At 73.6% G+C, this 14822-nt stretch carries 12 protein-coding genes and 9 pseudogenes; 11 read left to right on the forward strand and 10 right to left on the reverse strand.

All coding sequences use genetic code 11. The features are described 5' to 3' along the window. Positions 1-90 precede the first annotated feature (90 nt). From KSK32_RS33895 to KSK32_RS33905, 4 genes and pseudogenes are all read left to right on the forward strand, one after another. Positions 91-321, forward strand: a pseudogene (locus tag KSK32_RS33895) (ATP-binding cassette domain-containing protein); the annotation flags it as partial. A gap of 332 nt (positions 322-653) precedes the next feature. Beyond that, positions 654-1859, forward strand: coding sequence for an oligopeptide/dipeptide ABC transporter ATP-binding protein (locus tag KSK32_RS32570; RefSeq protein ID WP_308163834.1), 1206 nt, complete (start codon positions 654-656; stop codon positions 1857-1859). Between the two features lie 18 nt (positions 1860-1877). Beyond that, positions 1878-2087: a dihydrodipicolinate synthase family protein gene (locus tag KSK32_RS33900; RefSeq protein WP_308163830.1), complete on the forward strand. Its 210-nt coding sequence runs from the start codon at positions 1878-1880 to the stop codon at positions 2085-2087. After that, positions 2084-2491: a dihydrodipicolinate synthase family protein gene (locus tag KSK32_RS33905; protein ID WP_308163832.1), complete on the forward strand. Its 408-nt coding sequence runs from the start codon at positions 2084-2086 to the stop codon at positions 2489-2491. Before KSK32_RS33900 ends, KSK32_RS33905 begins: the two co-directional genes overlap by 4 nt. A gap of 472 nt (positions 2492-2963) precedes the next feature. Here KSK32_RS33905 and KSK32_RS32585 read toward each other — a convergent pair. Beyond that, positions 2964-3990, reverse strand: a pseudogene (locus KSK32_RS32585) (helicase-related protein); the annotation flags it as partial. Positions 3991-4125: 135 nt separating this feature from the next. Then, positions 4126-4946 (reverse strand): annotated as a pseudogene (locus KSK32_RS32590) (SigB/SigF/SigG family RNA polymerase sigma factor). Positions 4947-5279: 333 nt separating this feature from the next. Here KSK32_RS32590 and KSK32_RS32595 point away from each other — a divergent pair. Continuing rightward, positions 5280-6017, forward strand: coding sequence for a hypothetical protein (locus KSK32_RS32595; RefSeq protein WP_216932989.1), 738 nt, complete (start codon positions 5280-5282; stop codon positions 6015-6017). Here the strand turns inward: KSK32_RS32595 and KSK32_RS35070 are convergent. Further along, positions 5966-6268, reverse strand: coding sequence for a hypothetical protein (locus tag KSK32_RS35070; protein WP_254188932.1), 303 nt, complete (start codon positions 6266-6268; stop codon positions 5966-5968). The genes KSK32_RS32595 and KSK32_RS35070 overlap by 52 nt on opposite strands. A 110-nt stretch (positions 6269-6378) precedes the next feature. Next, positions 6379-6534: pseudogene (locus KSK32_RS35075) on the reverse strand (phospholipase); the annotation flags it as partial. A gap of 279 nt (positions 6535-6813) precedes the next feature. Between KSK32_RS35075 and KSK32_RS34740 the strand changes: the two are divergent. The 4 genes and pseudogenes from KSK32_RS34740 to KSK32_RS32620 form a co-directional block, all read left to right on the forward strand. Beyond that, a pseudogene (locus KSK32_RS34740) lies at positions 6814-6954 on the forward strand (sensor histidine kinase); the annotation flags it as partial. Positions 6955-7068: 114 nt separating this feature from the next. Continuing rightward, positions 7069-7744: pseudogene (locus KSK32_RS32610) on the forward strand (response regulator). Between the two features lie 81 nt (positions 7745-7825). Further along, positions 7826-8719, forward strand: a complete 894-nt coding sequence (locus KSK32_RS32615; RefSeq protein WP_216933050.1) for an ABC transporter ATP-binding protein — start codon at positions 7826-7828, stop codon at positions 8717-8719. Further along, positions 8716-9775: pseudogene (locus KSK32_RS32620) on the forward strand (ABC transporter permease). The gene KSK32_RS32615 and the pseudogene KSK32_RS32620 overlap by 4 nt, the downstream one beginning before the upstream one ends. A gap of 66 nt (positions 9776-9841) precedes the next feature. Here KSK32_RS32620 and KSK32_RS32625 read toward each other — a convergent pair. The 3 genes from KSK32_RS32625 to KSK32_RS32635 all read right to left on the reverse strand — a co-directional run bounded on the left by KSK32_RS32625 (position 9842) and on the right by KSK32_RS32635 (position 11774). Further along, positions 9842-10636 (reverse strand): YebC/PmpR family DNA-binding transcriptional regulator, encoded by a 795-nt coding sequence (locus tag KSK32_RS32625; protein ID WP_216936572.1) that lies wholly within the window; start codon positions 10634-10636, stop codon positions 9842-9844. A 182-nt stretch (positions 10637-10818) separates the two neighbouring features. Beyond that, positions 10819-11121, reverse strand: a complete 303-nt coding sequence (locus KSK32_RS32630) for a hypothetical protein (protein WP_216933047.1) — start codon at positions 11119-11121, stop codon at positions 10819-10821. Further along, a complete protein-coding gene (locus tag KSK32_RS32635; protein WP_216933046.1) occupies positions 11118-11774 on the reverse strand; it encodes an NADPH-dependent FMN reductase in 657 nt (218 codons plus the stop codon). The genes KSK32_RS32630 and KSK32_RS32635 overlap by 4 nt, the downstream gene beginning before the upstream one ends. A gap of 102 nt (positions 11775-11876) precedes the next feature. On the opposite strand from KSK32_RS32635, the gene KSK32_RS33920 reads away from it, so the two are divergent. Beyond that, positions 11877-12014 (forward strand): hypothetical protein, encoded by a 138-nt coding sequence (locus KSK32_RS33920; RefSeq protein ID WP_254188933.1) that lies wholly within the window; start codon positions 11877-11879, stop codon positions 12012-12014. A 202-nt stretch (positions 12015-12216) separates the two neighbouring features. Then, positions 12217-12729 (forward strand): hypothetical protein, encoded by a 513-nt coding sequence (locus KSK32_RS32640; RefSeq protein WP_308163833.1) that lies wholly within the window; start codon positions 12217-12219, stop codon positions 12727-12729. 19 nt (positions 12730-12748) lie between these two features. On the opposite strand, the gene pdxT is transcribed toward KSK32_RS32640, so the two are convergent. The 3 genes and pseudogenes from pdxT to KSK32_RS32655 all read right to left on the reverse strand — a co-directional run. Further along, on the reverse strand, positions 12749-13354 hold the full coding sequence (pdxT, locus tag KSK32_RS32645; protein WP_216933044.1) for a pyridoxal 5'-phosphate synthase glutaminase subunit PdxT: 606 nt from the start codon (positions 13352-13354) through the stop codon (positions 12749-12751). Between the two features lie 76 nt (positions 13355-13430). After that, positions 13431-14278 (reverse strand): annotated as a pseudogene (pdxS, locus tag KSK32_RS32650) (pyridoxal 5'-phosphate synthase lyase subunit PdxS). Positions 14279-14467: 189 nt separating this feature from the next. Next, positions 14468-14822, reverse strand: a pseudogene (locus KSK32_RS32655) (hypothetical protein); the annotation flags it as partial.

Raw genomic sequence — 14822 nt, forward strand, 5'->3', positions numbered from 1 at the left:
GTCGCTCAGCGTCCTGGCCGTGATGGGTCTGCTGCGGAGGGCGCCCGGGTACGCGGCGGGATCCGCTTCCAGGACACGGACCTGCTGAAGCTGAACGCCAAGGGCCGCCGGGCCCTGATGGGCCGCGAGATCGCGATGGTCTACCAGGACGCGCTGTCGGCGCTGAACCCGGCGCTGCGCGTCGGCGCCCAGCTCGCCCAGATGATCCGCCGTGGCGGCACCCGCTCGGCCGAGGAGCTGATGCGGCTGGTCGGGCTGGACCCGCGGCGCACGCTCGCCGCGTACCCGCACGAGCTGTCCGGCGGGCAGCGGCAGCGCGTGGTGATCGCCATGGCCCTGTCCCGCGACCCGAAGCTGATCATCGCCGACGAGCCGACCACGGCGCTCGACGTCACCGTGCAGGCCCAGGTGATGAAGCTGCTGCTGGACCTGCGCGAGCGGCTCGGCTTCGCCCTCATCCTGGTCAGCCACGACCTCGCCCTGGTCAGCGACGTCTGCGACCGGGTCGTGGTCATGTATGGCGGGCAGATCGTGGAGACCGGCGTGACCGCCGACGTGATGGAGGCGCCCGCCCACCACTACGCGCGCGGGCTGCTCGGTTCCGTCCTGTCCCTGGAGCCGGGGCGGAACGGCTCACCCAGATCCGCGGCGTGGTGCCGTCACCGGCCGACTTCCCGAAGGGCTGCCGGTTCTCCGACCGCTGCCCGATGGCGACCGGGATCTGCCGGGACACCGCGCCCGCCCTGGAGGGCACGGACGGCCACGGGTACGCCTGCCACCACCCGCCGTCACCGTCAGCGAGAAGGAGCCGGCCCGATGAGCGCACCGCCGAGCACCGGCCGATCGCCGAGCTGAGCGACGTGCACGTGGTGCACGCCTCGCGCGGCGGCGGCATGTTCAGCCGGGAGAAGGTCTACGCGCTCACCGGCGCCGACCTGGTGATCCGGTCCGGCGAGACGGTCGGCATCGTCGGCGAGTCCGGCTGCGGCAAGTCCACGCTGGCCAAGGTGCTCGTGGGCCTGCAACGGCCGACCGCCGGCACGGTGTCGTTCGCCGGCAAGGACGTGTGGTCGATGAGCGCCGCCGAGCGGCGCGAGCACATCGGCGCGGGCGTCGGCATGATCTTCCAGGATCCGGCCACCTCGCTGAACCGCCGGATGCCGGTACGCGACATCCTGCGCGACCCGCTCGACGTGCACCGCCGGGGCACCCGGCAGCAGCGCGAGCAGCGGGTGGCCGAGCTGATGGCCCTGGTGGGCCTGCCGCGCTCGGTCGCCGACGTGCTGCCCAGCCAGCTCTCCGGCGGCCAGCGCCAGCGGGTGTCCATCGCCCGCGCGCTGGCCCTGGAAACGGGGCTGGTCATCGCCGACGAGCCGACCAGCGCGCTCGACGTGTCGGTGCGGGCCCAGATCCTCAACCTGCTGCTGGACCTCAAGGACCGGCTCGGGCTGGCCATGGTGCTGGTCTCGCACGACATCCAGACCGTCAAGCGGGTCAGCGACCGGGTCGTCACCATGTACCTGGGCCGCGTCGTCGAGCAGACGCCCGCCGGCCTGCTGCCCGAGGGCGGCCGGCACCCGTACACCCGGGCGTTGTTCTCGGCCACGCCGGGCCTGCTGTCACCGATCGAACCCATTCCGCTGGTCGGCCCGTCCGTCGGCCACTCGCCCGCCGAGCGGCTGCCCGTTCCGGACCCGCTGCTGGGCCGCCACCGACGGCTGCGCCGTGGACATGCCGGCGCCGCGCCCCGCCGAGGGCGAGGGCCACGAGTTCCGCTGCCACCACCCGGTGCCCGCCGGGACCGCGAACACCGAACTGGTCGCGCTCGCCACCCCGGCGACCGGCCGCACCGCATCTGAGTCTGTCGAGGAGAACCTGTGACCACCCCCGCCCCGCGGTTCGCCGGAGTCGTGCCGCCGGCCGTGACCCCCTTGACCGAGGAGGGTGAGGTCGACGTCCACTCCCTGGAACGGCTGGTCGAGTGGCTGCTCGACGCCGGTGTCGACGGCATCTTCGCCCTCGGCAGCTCCGGCGAGACGGTCTTCCTCACCGACGGCAGCGGGACCTGGCCCTGGAGACCATCGTGAAGACCGCCGGCAGCGCCGTGCCGGTCATCGCCGGTTGCATCGAGCCCACCACCCGGCGGGTCGTGGAGCGGGCCGAGGCGTCCACCCGGCTGGGCGCGGACGGCCTGGTCGTGACCGCGCCGTTCTACGCCATCGTCGGCCCGCACGAGATCGAGCGGCACTTCCGCGCCGTCGCCGCGGCGGTCGAGCTTCCACTGCTGGCGTACGACATCCCGGTCTGTGTGCACAGCAAGCTCTCCGTGGACCTGCTGACCCGGCTCGCCGCCGAGGGTGTGCTGGCCGGCGTCAAGGACTCCAGCGGCGACGACGTCGCGTTCCGCCAGCTCGCGCTGGCCATTGCCGAGCGCGCGCCGGAGCGCGACTTCAGCCTGCTCACGGCCACGAGGTGGTGGTCGACGCGATGATGCTCGCGGGCGGGTCCGGCTCGGTGCCCGGACTGGGCAACGTGGACCCGGCCGGTTACGTACGGCTGCACCGCGCCTGCATGGCGGGCGACTGGGCCGCCGCCCGGCGGGAGCAGGACCGCCTGACCCGGCTGTTCCGCATCGTCGACGCCGCCGACCCGGCCACCTCGGCGGGCGCCACCCGGGGCGTCGGCGCGTTCAAGACCGCCCTGGCGCTGCTCGGCGTCATCGCCGGCAACGCGGTGTCGCTGCCGCTGCGGCGCTGGACGCCGCTGAGACGGGCCGCGTGCGTACCCAGCTGGAACTGGCCGGGCTGCTCTGACCATGCCCGAGGTGAGCACGACCGGTCTGGTCGCCGCACTCGACATCGGCGGCCACCAAGACCACCGCGCCCTGGTCACCGCGGCGGAGAGGTCGCCGGCCGGCGCACCGCGCCGACGCCTGGTCGCTCCGGCGCCGCCGCGGTGCTCGACACGGCCGCCGGGGCCTGTCGTCCGGCCCGGCCGGCGCGCTGGGTGGCGCCCGCCCGCGACACCGGCACGGTCACCAGCGCGCCCAGCCCTCGGGCCAGGTCGGTGCGGGGCACCCGGCTCAGCCGGCGTCCACCACCACCCGTACGCCGGGGACGGTCAGGCTGCTCTCCGCCACCGCTGTCGCGAGCACCACGCGCCGCCCGGCGGCCGGGGTGAGCGCCGCGTCCTGGCGGGCCCCGGCAGCCGTCCGTGCAACGGCAGCACCGCGACCTCGCGCAGGCCGGCCAGGCGGCCCGCGACGGCGGCGATCTCACCCGCGCCGGGCAGGAAGACGAGCACGTCGCCGTCGCGTTCGCGCAGCGCCCGGCGCACGGTGGCGGCCACGTGGTCGAGCAGCGCCGGATCGACCCGCCGGCGCCGGGCGGCGTCACCGGGCGCGGCGGTGGTGCCCACACCCGCTCGACCGGGTGCAGCGCTGCCTCGACGCGTACCACGGGGGCGGGACCGCCGGTGCCGAGCAGCGCGGCGAAGCGGTCCGTCCGCGGAGTGGCCGACATCGCCAGCAGCCACAGGTCCGGGCGCAGCGTCGCGCGGGCCTCGACGCTGAACGCCAGCGCCAGGTCGGCGTCGAGGTGCCGTTCGTGGCACTCGTCGAGCAGGACCGCGCCCACGCCGGCAGCTCGGGTCGTGGTGCAGGCGGCGGACCAGCAGGCCGGTGGTCACCACCTCGACCCGGGTACGTGGTCCGGCCCGGCGCTCGCCGCGCACCGCGTACCCGATCCGGTCGCCGACCCGCTCGCCGAGCAGGGCGGCCATCCGGTGCGCGGCGGCGCGGGCGGCGACCCGCCGTGGCTGGGCGATCACCACGCGGCCGGTGACCGCGTCGGCGACGGCGAGCGGCGCGGTGGTGGTCTTGCCGGTACCCGGCGGCGCCACCAGGACGGCGGCGCCGCGCTCGCGCAGCGCGCCGACGAGCGCCGGCAGGACCGGGCGCACCGGCAGGTCGAGCGGGATGTCGGCGAGCACCGGCCCACTCTCGCACCGCGCCGCCGGACGGTCCGCGTCACCCCCCGGGACGTGGAACGGCCCGGCCGGCGCACCGCCGACCGGGCCGGGTGGGCCGCCGCGCCCGGTCCGCCGACCCGGCCGCCGCCCTCCTTGCTAGTACGTTCCGTCGAGCTGCCCGCGCAGCTTGGTGAGGGCCCGGCCAGGAGCCGGGACACGTGCATCTGCGAGACGCCGATCTGCTCGGCGATCTGCGACTGGGTCAGGTTGCCGTAGAAGCGCAGCGTGAGGATCTTCTGCTCGCGCTGGTCGAGCGTGGCGAGCGCCGGGCTGAGGGCCACCCGCATCTCGGCCAGCTCGAACTCGCCGTCCTCGCCGCCGAGCAGGTCGCCCAGCTCGGTGGCCCGCTCGCCGTCGCCGGTCGGGGTGGACAGCGACACCGCGTTGTACGCGCGGGCGCCCTCCAGGCCCTCCAGCACCTCCTCCTCGGTGAGCTTGAGGTGGGCGGCGATGTCGGCGACAGTCGGCGAGCGGCCGAGCGTCTGGAGCAACGTGCTGTTGGCGTCGGAGATCGCCAGGCGCAGCTCCTGGAGCCGGCGGGGCACCCGGATGTCCCAGGTGCGGTCGCGGAAGTGGCGCTTCAGCTCGCCGATGATGGTGGGGATGGCGTAGCCGGCGAAGTCGACGCCGCGCGACGGGTCGAACTTGTCGATCGCCTTGATCAGGCCGATCGCGGCAGTCTGCGCCAGGTCGTCGTTGGGCTCGCCCCGGCCGCTGTAGCGGTGGGCCAGGTGGTTCGCCAGCGGCAGCCACGCCTCGATGGCGCGGTCGCGCAGCGCCGGCCGCGACGGGTGGTCGGCGGGCAGCGCGGCCATCGCCGCGAGCAGGTCGGCGGCGCTGTCGGTGAGCGAGCGGGGGTCGAGCTTCGCGGAGGCGGCCGGCGTGGTCGCCGGGGCGCTGATCGTGGGAGCGGTCATTACTGGTCCTCCCTGCACCTCGTCCACGGAAGAAAAAAGACGTGACGCTCAGGTTTAGATGTCGGTCGTACGTTCGGAAGTCACCATAGCCCGATCGTCCTGCGGAAATCTAGCCGAAAGTACGATGTACTTAAGGTGTAAGCAGCCAGAAAAAACGTGAGCCGGTTGATATCGCGCTCGGCGGGGTGGCGAATGACGCTGACCGGTCGGCCCGGGTCGTACCCCGACCGGTCAACGTGGAATCCGACAGGTGGGCGAAGTGTCGCCTTTCTGTCGTTGTCCCGCCGACGGGACCGCCCGTAGCGTCCGTAGCGACACGTCAACGGAGGCACCGTGCTGGATCCCGCCGCGCCACAACTCGTCATCAACGCCCGGACACTGCTGTTCAGCTGGCTCCCGGCGGACCCCGGCGCGGTCGACACACTGCTGCCCGCGGGCCTGCGCCCGCACCCGCAGCGACAGGTCTTCGTCAACCAGTACGTGGTCGACGACGAGACGCAGACCTCGGGCTTCGGGGCGTACTCGCTGACCTACCTGGGAGTCTCACTGGCGGACATGGACCCGCCCGACGGCGAGACGCCGGGCGGCTGGTGGACGCACTACCTCGCCTCCAGCGAGCGGGTCCGGCGGTACGCCGCCGCACGGGGCGTACCGGCCGCGATTGGAGAGACCCGCCTCGACCTGCGGGGCGACCAGCTCATCGCCGAGACCCGGGCCGCCGACGGCACGCTGTTGATCCGGGTCACCGCCCGGGTCGGGCACACCGGCACCGAGGCGCACTACGGCCACCACCGCTACCTCACCCGCCACGACGGCGAGCTGATCGTCACCGACTACCCGTACGTGGCGGAGCCGGTGTCACCGTTCGAGGTCGAGTCGGTGGAGTTCCCGGTGCCGGAGCACCCGGTCCACGCGCTGCGGCCGGCCAACCCGCTGCACGTCTGCTGGGGCTTCTACTCGCCGCGGGTCTCGTTCGCGTACCCGGCCCGCCCGGACGTGCCGCACGAGGTGGCGGACCTTCACCAGGTGCCGGCCCGCCGGGCCCGTAGCGGCCTGCCGTCCGGGTCGTAGACCAGCCGGTACGCGGGCAGCGCCCAGAGCCGCGTATGCCAGGGCAGCCGCGCCGGGCGGTGCGGCCGCAACCGGCCCGGCGGACGGGGACCGGCCCGGCCCCCGGCGTGCCAGCCGTCCAGCTCGTCGGCCGCCGCGGTGATCGCCGCCACCGCGTCCGCCGGGTCCAGCAGGTCGTCGTCCTGCGCGCCGCCGGGATCGCGGTCCAGGTGCTCGCGCCACAGCCGCAGCCGCAGGTCGCGGGCGAACACCCGGGCGCCGTCGCCCAGCCCGGCCGGGTCGACCGGCGCCCGTTCGTCGCGGGGTCGTCGAGCACCGCGCAGGACAGCTCGCTGTCGTGCGTCCAGGACCGGCGGTTGAAGTTGTCGCTGCCCACGCTGGCCCAGACGTCGTCCACCACGCAGACCTTGGCGTGCACGTACACCGGCGTGCCGTCGTGGTTCTCCACGTCGAAGACGTGCACCCGCTCCGGCGCGGCCCGTGGCCACAGCGACAGCGCCTGCTCCCGGCCGACCATGTTCGGCGGCAGCGCGAGCCGGCCGTCCACGTCGGGGTGCCGGGGCACGACCGCCACCAGGTGCAGGTCCGGATGCTCGTGCAGTGCCTGCGCGAACAACTCCGCCACCTCGTCGACCAGAGGTACTGGTCCTCCAGGTAGATCAGCCGCCGGGCCCGGCGTACCGCTTGGTGTAGCCGCGGACACCGGGCTGCGGGCCGCCGACCTCGGGGTGTACGGGGACCGGCGCCGCTGCCCCGCTCGGTGTCGCAGGCGGCGTACCGGATCGTGCAGGAGGCGGTGACGAACGCGGTCAAGCACGCCCACGCCACCACGCTGGACGTGCGGATCCGCTACCTGGCGAGGGAACTGGAGATCGACGTGAGCGACGACGGACACGGGGGCGTACCCGCAGCCGGGGACGGGCTGGGCCTGATCGGCATGCGGGAGCGGGTCGCCGCGCACGGCGGTGAGGTGGAGGCCGGGCGCGTCCCGGCGGCGGGTTCCGGTCCGGGCCCGCATGCCGCTGCCCGTCGAGGCCGCCGGGCGGACGGTGTGAGCGCGCCGGTGCGGGTGCTGCTCGTCGACGACCAGCACCTGGTCCGGACCGGTTTCCGGGTGATCCTGGAGGTCGAGGACGACATCGAGGTGGTCGGCGAGGCCGCCGACGGGCAGCGCGCCGTGTCGATGGCGGCCGCCCTGCGGCCGGACGTGGTGCTGATGGACGTGGAGATGCCGGTGCTCGACGGGCTGGAGGCCACCCGCCGGATCACCGGGGACGCGACGCCGGGCGGGCCGGCGGTGCTGATCCTCACCACGTTCGACCGGGACGACTATCTCTTCGCCGCGTTACGCGCCGGGGCGAGCGGCTTCCTGCTCAAGAACGCACCCCGGAGGACCTGATCGAGGCGGTCCGGGTGGTGGCGCGCGGCGAAGGGCTGATCGCGCCGGCGCTCACCCGGCGGGTGATCTCCACGTTCGCCCGTCCCGGGGCGGTACCACCGGACCCCGGCACGACGCGGCCACTGCCGACCTGACCCCGCGCGAGCGGGAGGTGCTGGAGCTGGTCGCGCGCGGGGCCAGCAACGCCGAGATCGCGGGCGTCCTGTGCGTCGGCGAGGCGACGGTGAAGACCCACGTCAGCCGGGTGCTGGCCAAACTCGGGCTGCGCGACCGGGTGCAGGCGGTGGTGTTCGCGTACGAGCACGGGGTGGTGCGACCCGGCGGATGACGCCCGTCCACCGCGCGACGGACCCCGTGATCGCCCCGTGGTGGGACGACGGGCGCGAGGGCCGGCCGTAGCGTCGGCATCATGACCAGCGTGCTCCGCCTCGACGGCGTCGACCGCAGCTTCGGCGACCGTCAGGTGCTCAAGGACGTCTCCTTCGACGTGACCGCCGGGCGCATGACCGGATTCGTCGGCGGCAACGGCGCCGGCAAGACCACCACCATGCGGATCATCCTCGGCGTGCTCGCCCCGGACGCCGGGCAGGTGACGTGGCGGGGGCGGCCGCTCGCGCGCGAGGCCCGGGCCCGGTTCGGCTACATGCCGGAGGAACGCGGCCTCTACCCGAAGATGACGCCCCGCGAGCAGGTGGTCCACCTCGGCCGCCTGTACGGGCTGGACGCCGCCGGGGCGCGCCGGCGTACCGACGCGCTGATGGAGCGGGTCGGCCTCGGCGAGCGGGCCGACGACCTGCTGGAGACGCTGTCGCTGGGCAACCAGCAGCGCGCGCAGATCGCCGCCGCGCTGGTGCACGACCCGGAGGTGCTGATCCTGGACGAGCCGTTCTCCGGACTCGACCCGCTCGCCGTCGACATGGTGGTGGCGGTGCTGCGGGAACGCGCCGCCGCCGGCGCGCCGGTGCTGTTCTCCAGCCACCAGCTCGACGTGGTGGAACGGCTCTGCGACGACCTGGTGCTCATCGCGGACGGGACGATCCGGGCCGCGGGCGCCCGCGAGGAGTTGCGCGCCGCGTACACCCTGCCCCGCTTCTCGCTCGTGGTCGACGGCGACGCCGGCTGGCTGCGGGACCAGCCCGGCGTGCGGCTGGTCGACCTCGACGGCGCGCGCGCCGTGTTCGACCTGGACCCGCCCGCCGACGACCAGTCGGTGCTGCGCGCGGCCCTGGCCCGCGGACCGGTGCGCGCGTTCGGCCCGGTCACCCCGTCCCTGGCCGAGATCTTCCGAGAGGTCAACCAGTGAACACGCTTCAGGCCACCCGCTGGTCGCCGCCCGCGAGATCAAGGTCAAACTCCGCGACAAGACGTTCCTCTACAGCACGCTGATCTTCCTGCTGCTCGCCGTCGTCGCCACAGTGGCGCCGGCGATGCTGAACAGCGGTCCGTCCACGGTGGCGGTGACCGCGGCCGGCGCCGAACCGCTGCGCGCGGCCGGGCTGGACGTCATGCTGGTCGCCGACGACGGCGCTGCCGAGCAGGCGGTACGCGACGGTGACGCGGACGCCGCGGTGGTGGCCGGTCCGGTCGTGGTCGCCGACGAGCGGGCCCCGGACGACGTGGTCACCGCGCTCAGCGCGGCCCCGCAGGTCAAGCTGCTGGACCCGGACGCGGTGGACCCGCTCGTCGCGTACCTGGTGCCGTTCGCCTTCGCGTTCGTCTTCTTCTTCATGTCCCAGACGTTCGGGATGCAGATCGCGCAGAGCGTCACCGAGGAGAAGCAGACCCGAATCGTGGAGATCCTGGTCGCAGCCGTGCCGGCCCGCGCGCTGCTGGCCGCAAGATCCTCGCCGCGGGCGCGCTGGCGCTGGGACAGATCGCCCTGATCGCGGCCGCCGCGCTGATCGGGATGCGCCTGACCGGCGGCGGCGACCTGCTGGGCCTGATCGCACCGGCCGTCGGCTGGTTCGTGCCGTACTTCCTGTGCGGTTTCCTGCTGCTCGCGGCCATGTGGGCGGCCGCCGGGGCGCTGGTGAACCGGCAGGAGGACATCGCCGGAGCGTCCACCCCGGTGCAGCTCGCGGTGATGGCGCCGTTCTTCGCGGTGGTGTTCCTCAACGACAACGCCACCGCGATGCGGATCCTGTCGTACCTGCCGTTCTCGTCGCCGACCGCGATGCCGGTGCGGCTGTTCACCGGCGACGCGGCGCCGTGGGAGCCGATCGTGTCGCTGGCGCTGCTGCTGCTCACGGCGGCCGGGTTCCTGCTCGCCGGGGCGCGGATCTACGAGGGCTCGCTGCTGCGCACCAACGGCCGGACCTCGGTCCGCACGGCGTGGCGGCAGCGCGAGCCGATCGGCTGATGCCGCGATACGCCGAGCGCCGGCCACCCGTGATCGGGGGGCCGGCGCCCGGCACGTCGGGCGGGGTCAGCCGACGGCGGCCATGACCTCGTCGGACACGTCGAAGTTGGCGTAGACGTTCTGCACGTCGTCGCAGTCCTCCAGCACGTCGATCAGCTTGAAGATCTTGCGCGCGCCCTCCTCGTCCAGCGGCACGTTCACGCTGGGGATGAGGGAGGACTCGGCCGACTCGTACTCGATGCCGGCGTCCTGGAGCGCGCTGCGGACCGCGACCAGGTCACCCGGCTCGGAGACCACCTCGTACGCCTCGCCGAGGTCGTTGACCTCCTCCGCACCCGCGTCGAGCACGGCCATCATCACGTCGTCCTCGCTGGTGCCGGTCTTGGGGACGAGAACCACGCCCTTGCGGGAGAACATGTACGACACGGAGCCGGCGTCGGCCAGCGAGCCGCCGTTGCGGGTCAGCGCGGTACGCACCTCGGTGGCGGCACGGTTGCGGTTGTCGGTGAGGCACTCGATCAGCATCGCCACGCCGTTGGGGCCGTAACCCTCGTACATGATCGTCTGCCAGTCGGCGCCGCCGGCCTCCAGGCCGGAGCCGCGCTTGACCGCGCGGTCGATGTTGTCGTTCGGAACCGAGTTCTTCTTCGCCTTCTGGATGGCGTCGTAGAGCGTCGGGTTGCCGGCCGGGTCGCCGCCGCCGGTACGGGCCGCCACCTCGACGTTCTTGATCAGCTTGGCGAACATCTTGCCGCGCTTGGCGTCGATGACCGCCTTCTTGTGCTTGGTCGTCGCCCACTTTGAGTGCCGGACATCTGTTACCTCCGTTGCTACCCGCCGTCTGCATCGACCGCACCGCACACGCCCCGCTCCCCCGCCGGCGCACGTCGAGGTGCCGTGATCTTCGCTGGGAGCCGGCGGGCTGATGGCCCTGCCGAATCCTGGCAATCCTACCGGCGGCCGGCGGGTGACTGTCACGCACCGCACGGCACCGGTCCGTCCCAGGCCGCCCGAACCGGCACGGCCCGGGACGGACCGGCCACTCATTCGCCGAAGCCGTACGACAGCGCCACTGTCGGCTCGAACGTCTCGCGCTCCTCGCAGCGCTCCTCCAGACCCGCCCGGTAGCGCCGGAACGACTGCATCCCGGGCAGCGGCCCGGGCAGCTCCGGCGCCCTGGCCACCTCGACGAAGCTCCGTTCGTCGTCGAGCCGGTAGGAGACGTAGCGCAGCCCGGACGGCCGCAGCCGCGCCAGCTCGTCGTGGACGTCGCGCAGCAGGCGCAGATGCTCGGTCAGGCGCTCGGGGCGGACCCGGTAGCGGATCAGGATCATCTCCATGCTCATCCCACCAGCTCCGGGCTGCCATCCGCGGCGGGGACAGCGGTGCGCAGAGCCGCCGACCAGGTCAGGATCTCGGTCAGCATGGCCGAGAACGACTCCTCCCGATCCGCACCGGGCATCAGGATGCCGGGCGCGGTGGGATCACCCGGATCCGACCCGGAGAAGTCGAAGTCGGTGAAGATCGGCACGGAGACCGCCGTGGGTACGACCACCACATGCACCTCGGCCAGGATCAACCGCAGGTGGTCGGTGGCCCGGAGGCCGCCCTGCACGCCGTAGCCGAGCAGTCCGGCCACCTTGTCGTTCCACTCCGCGTACAGGTAGTCCACGGCGTTCTTCAGTGCGGCGGGAATCGAATGGTTGTACTCCGGGGTGACAAAGACGAACGCGTCGCAGGCGGCCACGACCGCGCTCCACCGCCGGGTGTGCGCCTGCCGGTAGTCGCCGAACATCGCCGGCACCGGCTCGTCGAGCAGCGGCAACGCCTGCTCCGCCAGATCGATCACCTCGATCTCCGCCGACCCGGCGCGCACCGCCGGGTGCCGGGAGCACACCTGCGCGGCCCACCCGGCGACTGCGGCGCCGCGACGGCCCGGGCGGGTGCTTCCGACGATCAGACCGATCCGGACCGGTCCTGTCCTCTGTGTCGTACTCATGCCGAGGATCGTCGGCCCGGCCACCGGCGGACCGGGAGACCGGCGCGAGGGTGGCCCCGCCGGGGCCACCCGGAGACGCGCCGGCGGTGCGAGACTGGGCCGATGATGGACGGCGAGCTGGGGGCGTTCCTGCGCAGCCGCCGGGAGGCGCTGCGCCGGCCGACGTGGGGCTTGCCCCGGGCCCGCGCCGCCGCACGCCCGGTCTGCGCCGGGCGGAGCTGGCGACGCTGGCCCAGGTGAGCGTCGAGTACCTGACCCGGCTGGAGCAGGGGGCGACACGCGGCCCTCGCCGGAGATCCTCGCGGCGCTCGCCGACGCCCTGCTCCTCGACGACGCCGACCGGGACCACCTGCACCGGCTCGCGACCGTCGGCCACAGCCGGCAGTTGTGCCCGCACGAACGGGCATCCGTCGCGCGCACCGTCCGCCCGACGGTCCGGGCCGTGCTCGACGGGCTGCGGGACACCCCGGCGTACGTCGTCAACCAGCTCAGCGACGTGCTGGCGTGGAACGACGCGTTCGACCGGCTCGCCCGTCCGCTGGGCCTGCTCGACGGCAGCCGGCCGAATCTGCTCTGGTTCACGTTCGCCGACGAACGCGCCCGCGACCACTTTCCCGAGTGGGCGGAGCTGGCCGACCAGCAGGTCGCCGAGCTGCACCGGCTGCGACGGGGCGACCCGGACACGGACGCCTTCGCCGAGCGCCTGGTCCGCACCGCGGGCACGCCGTTCACCGACAGGTGGCGGCGGCGTCCGGTAGCCGCACCGCGTACCGGTGTACGCGGGCTGCGGCACCCGGAGGCCGGTCCGCTGCGGCTGGCGTACGAGACGCTGGACCTCGCCGACGCCGCGCACCAGCGCGTCGTCGTCCACCTGCCCGCCGACGCCGCCTCCGCGGCCGCCCTGGATCGGCTGCTCGGCCGGCGACCCGGTCGGCTGCGCGCCGTCGCCGGCTGACGCCCGGCGCGTCGTCCGGTCAGGACGCGGCCCGGACCAGCTCCACGAAATGGCGGTGCAGGCGCAGGTCACCGGTCAGCTCGGGGTGGAACGACGTGGCCAGCAGGTTGCCCTGCCGCACCGCGACGATCCGGCCCGCGGCGGGGCCCTCGGTCACCCGGCCGAGCACCTCCACGTCCGGGCCGACGCGCTCGACCCAGGGCGCCCTGATGAACACCGCGTGGAACGGCCCGCCGTCGACGCCGGTGAGCGCCACCGGCGCCTCGAACGAGTCGACCTGGCGGCCGAATGCGTTGCGCCGCACCGTCATGTCGACGCCGGCGAAACCGCTCTGGTCGGGGCGGCCGTCCAGCACCTCGGCGGCGAGCATGATCAGGCCGGCGCAGGAGCCGTAGACCGGCATGCCGGCGGCGATCCGCTTGTCGATCGGCTCACGCATCTCGAAGATGTCGACCAGCTTGCTGATCGTGGTCGACTCGCCGCCGGGCACCACCAGGCCGTCGACCGCGTCCAGCTCGCCCGGCCGCCGCACCGGCCGGGCGTCGGCGCCCGCCCCGGCCAGCGCCGCGACGTGCTCGCGTACGTCGCCCTGAAGGGCGAGCACGCCGATCACCGGTACGGCCACGATGCTCCTTCCGCGGTGTTGTTAAAAGGGGGCCCCGCCTCTACCGGAGGCGTTAACAGGGGGCCCCTCCTTACATTCACCAGCCGCGCTCGGCGAGGCGGTGCGGCTGGGGGATCTCGTCGACGTTGATGCCGACCATCGCCTCGCCCAGCCCCCGGGAGACCTTGGCGAGCACGTCCGGGTCGTCGTGGAACGTGGTCGCCTTGACGATCGCGGCGGCCCGCTGGGCCGGGTTGCCGGACTTGAAGATGCCCGAGCCGACGAAGACGCCCTCCGCGCCGAGCTGCATCATCATGGCCGCGTCCGCAGGGGTCGCGATGCCACCGGCGGTGAACAGCACGACCGGCAGCTTGCCCTGCTCGGCGACCTCCTTGACCAGCTCGTACGGGGCCTGCAGCTCCTTGGCCGCGACGAACAGCTCGTCGGAGGGCAGCGACTGGAGCCGGCGGATCTCCTGCCGGATCTGCCGCATGTGCGTGGTGGCGTTGGAGACGTCGCCGGTGCCGGCCTCGCCCTTCGAACGGATCATCGCGGCGCCCTCGGTGATCCGGCGCAGCGCCTCACCCAGGTTCGTCGCCCCGCACACGAACGGGACGGTGAACGCCCACTTGTCGATGTGGTTGGCGTAGTCGGCCGGGGTCAGCACCTCGGACTCGTCGACGTAGTCGACGCCGAGCGCCTGGAGGATCTGCGCCTCGACGAAGTGGCCGATGCGGGCCTTGGCCATCACCGGGATCGAGACGGCCTGGATGATGCCGTCGATCATGTCCGGGTCGCTCATCCGGGACAACACCGCCCTGCGCGCGGATGTCGGCCGGCACGCGCCAGGGCCATGACGGCGACCGCGCCGGCGTCCTCGGCGATCTTCGCCTGCTCGGGGGTGACCACGTCCATGATCACACCGCCCTTGAGCATCTCGGCCATGCCGCGCTTGACGCGGGCGGTGCCGACGGCGGTGGCGGTGGTCGGGGCTGCGGATTCAGACACGGGACATCGCTCCTCGGCGTGCTGGGGAGGTGACTGCGCAGGAATGCTACGACCGGCGCGACGCCGATCCGAGCGCCAATCGAACCCCCGGTGGCCTGCCGTGTGGCCCCGGTCACGGCCGGTACGTCAGCCGGTGGTCACGTCCGCGTGCGGGGCCAGCGTGGGTCGTCGATGTCGAAGTAGCGCGGCCACTGCCGCCCGCGCCCCATCCGGAACAGCCGTACCACCGACGCCCCCGCGCCGAGCGGGCGTCCCGGACCAGGTCGGTGTGCACCTGCCGGGCCAGCGCCAGCCGCCGGCTGGCCGCGATCACCGCCGCGCACGCCTGGTCGTCCGGGTCCAGCCGCACCCCGCGCAACTGCCGGGTCAGGTCGTTCTCGGCCGCCTCGCGCTCCTCCGGAGCGGCGTCCAGCGCGATCCGGGCGGCGACGTAACACTCCACGCCGTACCGCTGCTCGGCCAGGACCGCGCGGCGGCCGCA

The organism is Micromonospora sp. WMMB482, from assembly GCF_019038635.1.
In the GTDB taxonomy this organism is placed as follows: Bacteria; Actinomycetota; Actinomycetes; order Mycobacteriales; family Micromonosporaceae; genus Micromonospora; species Micromonospora marina.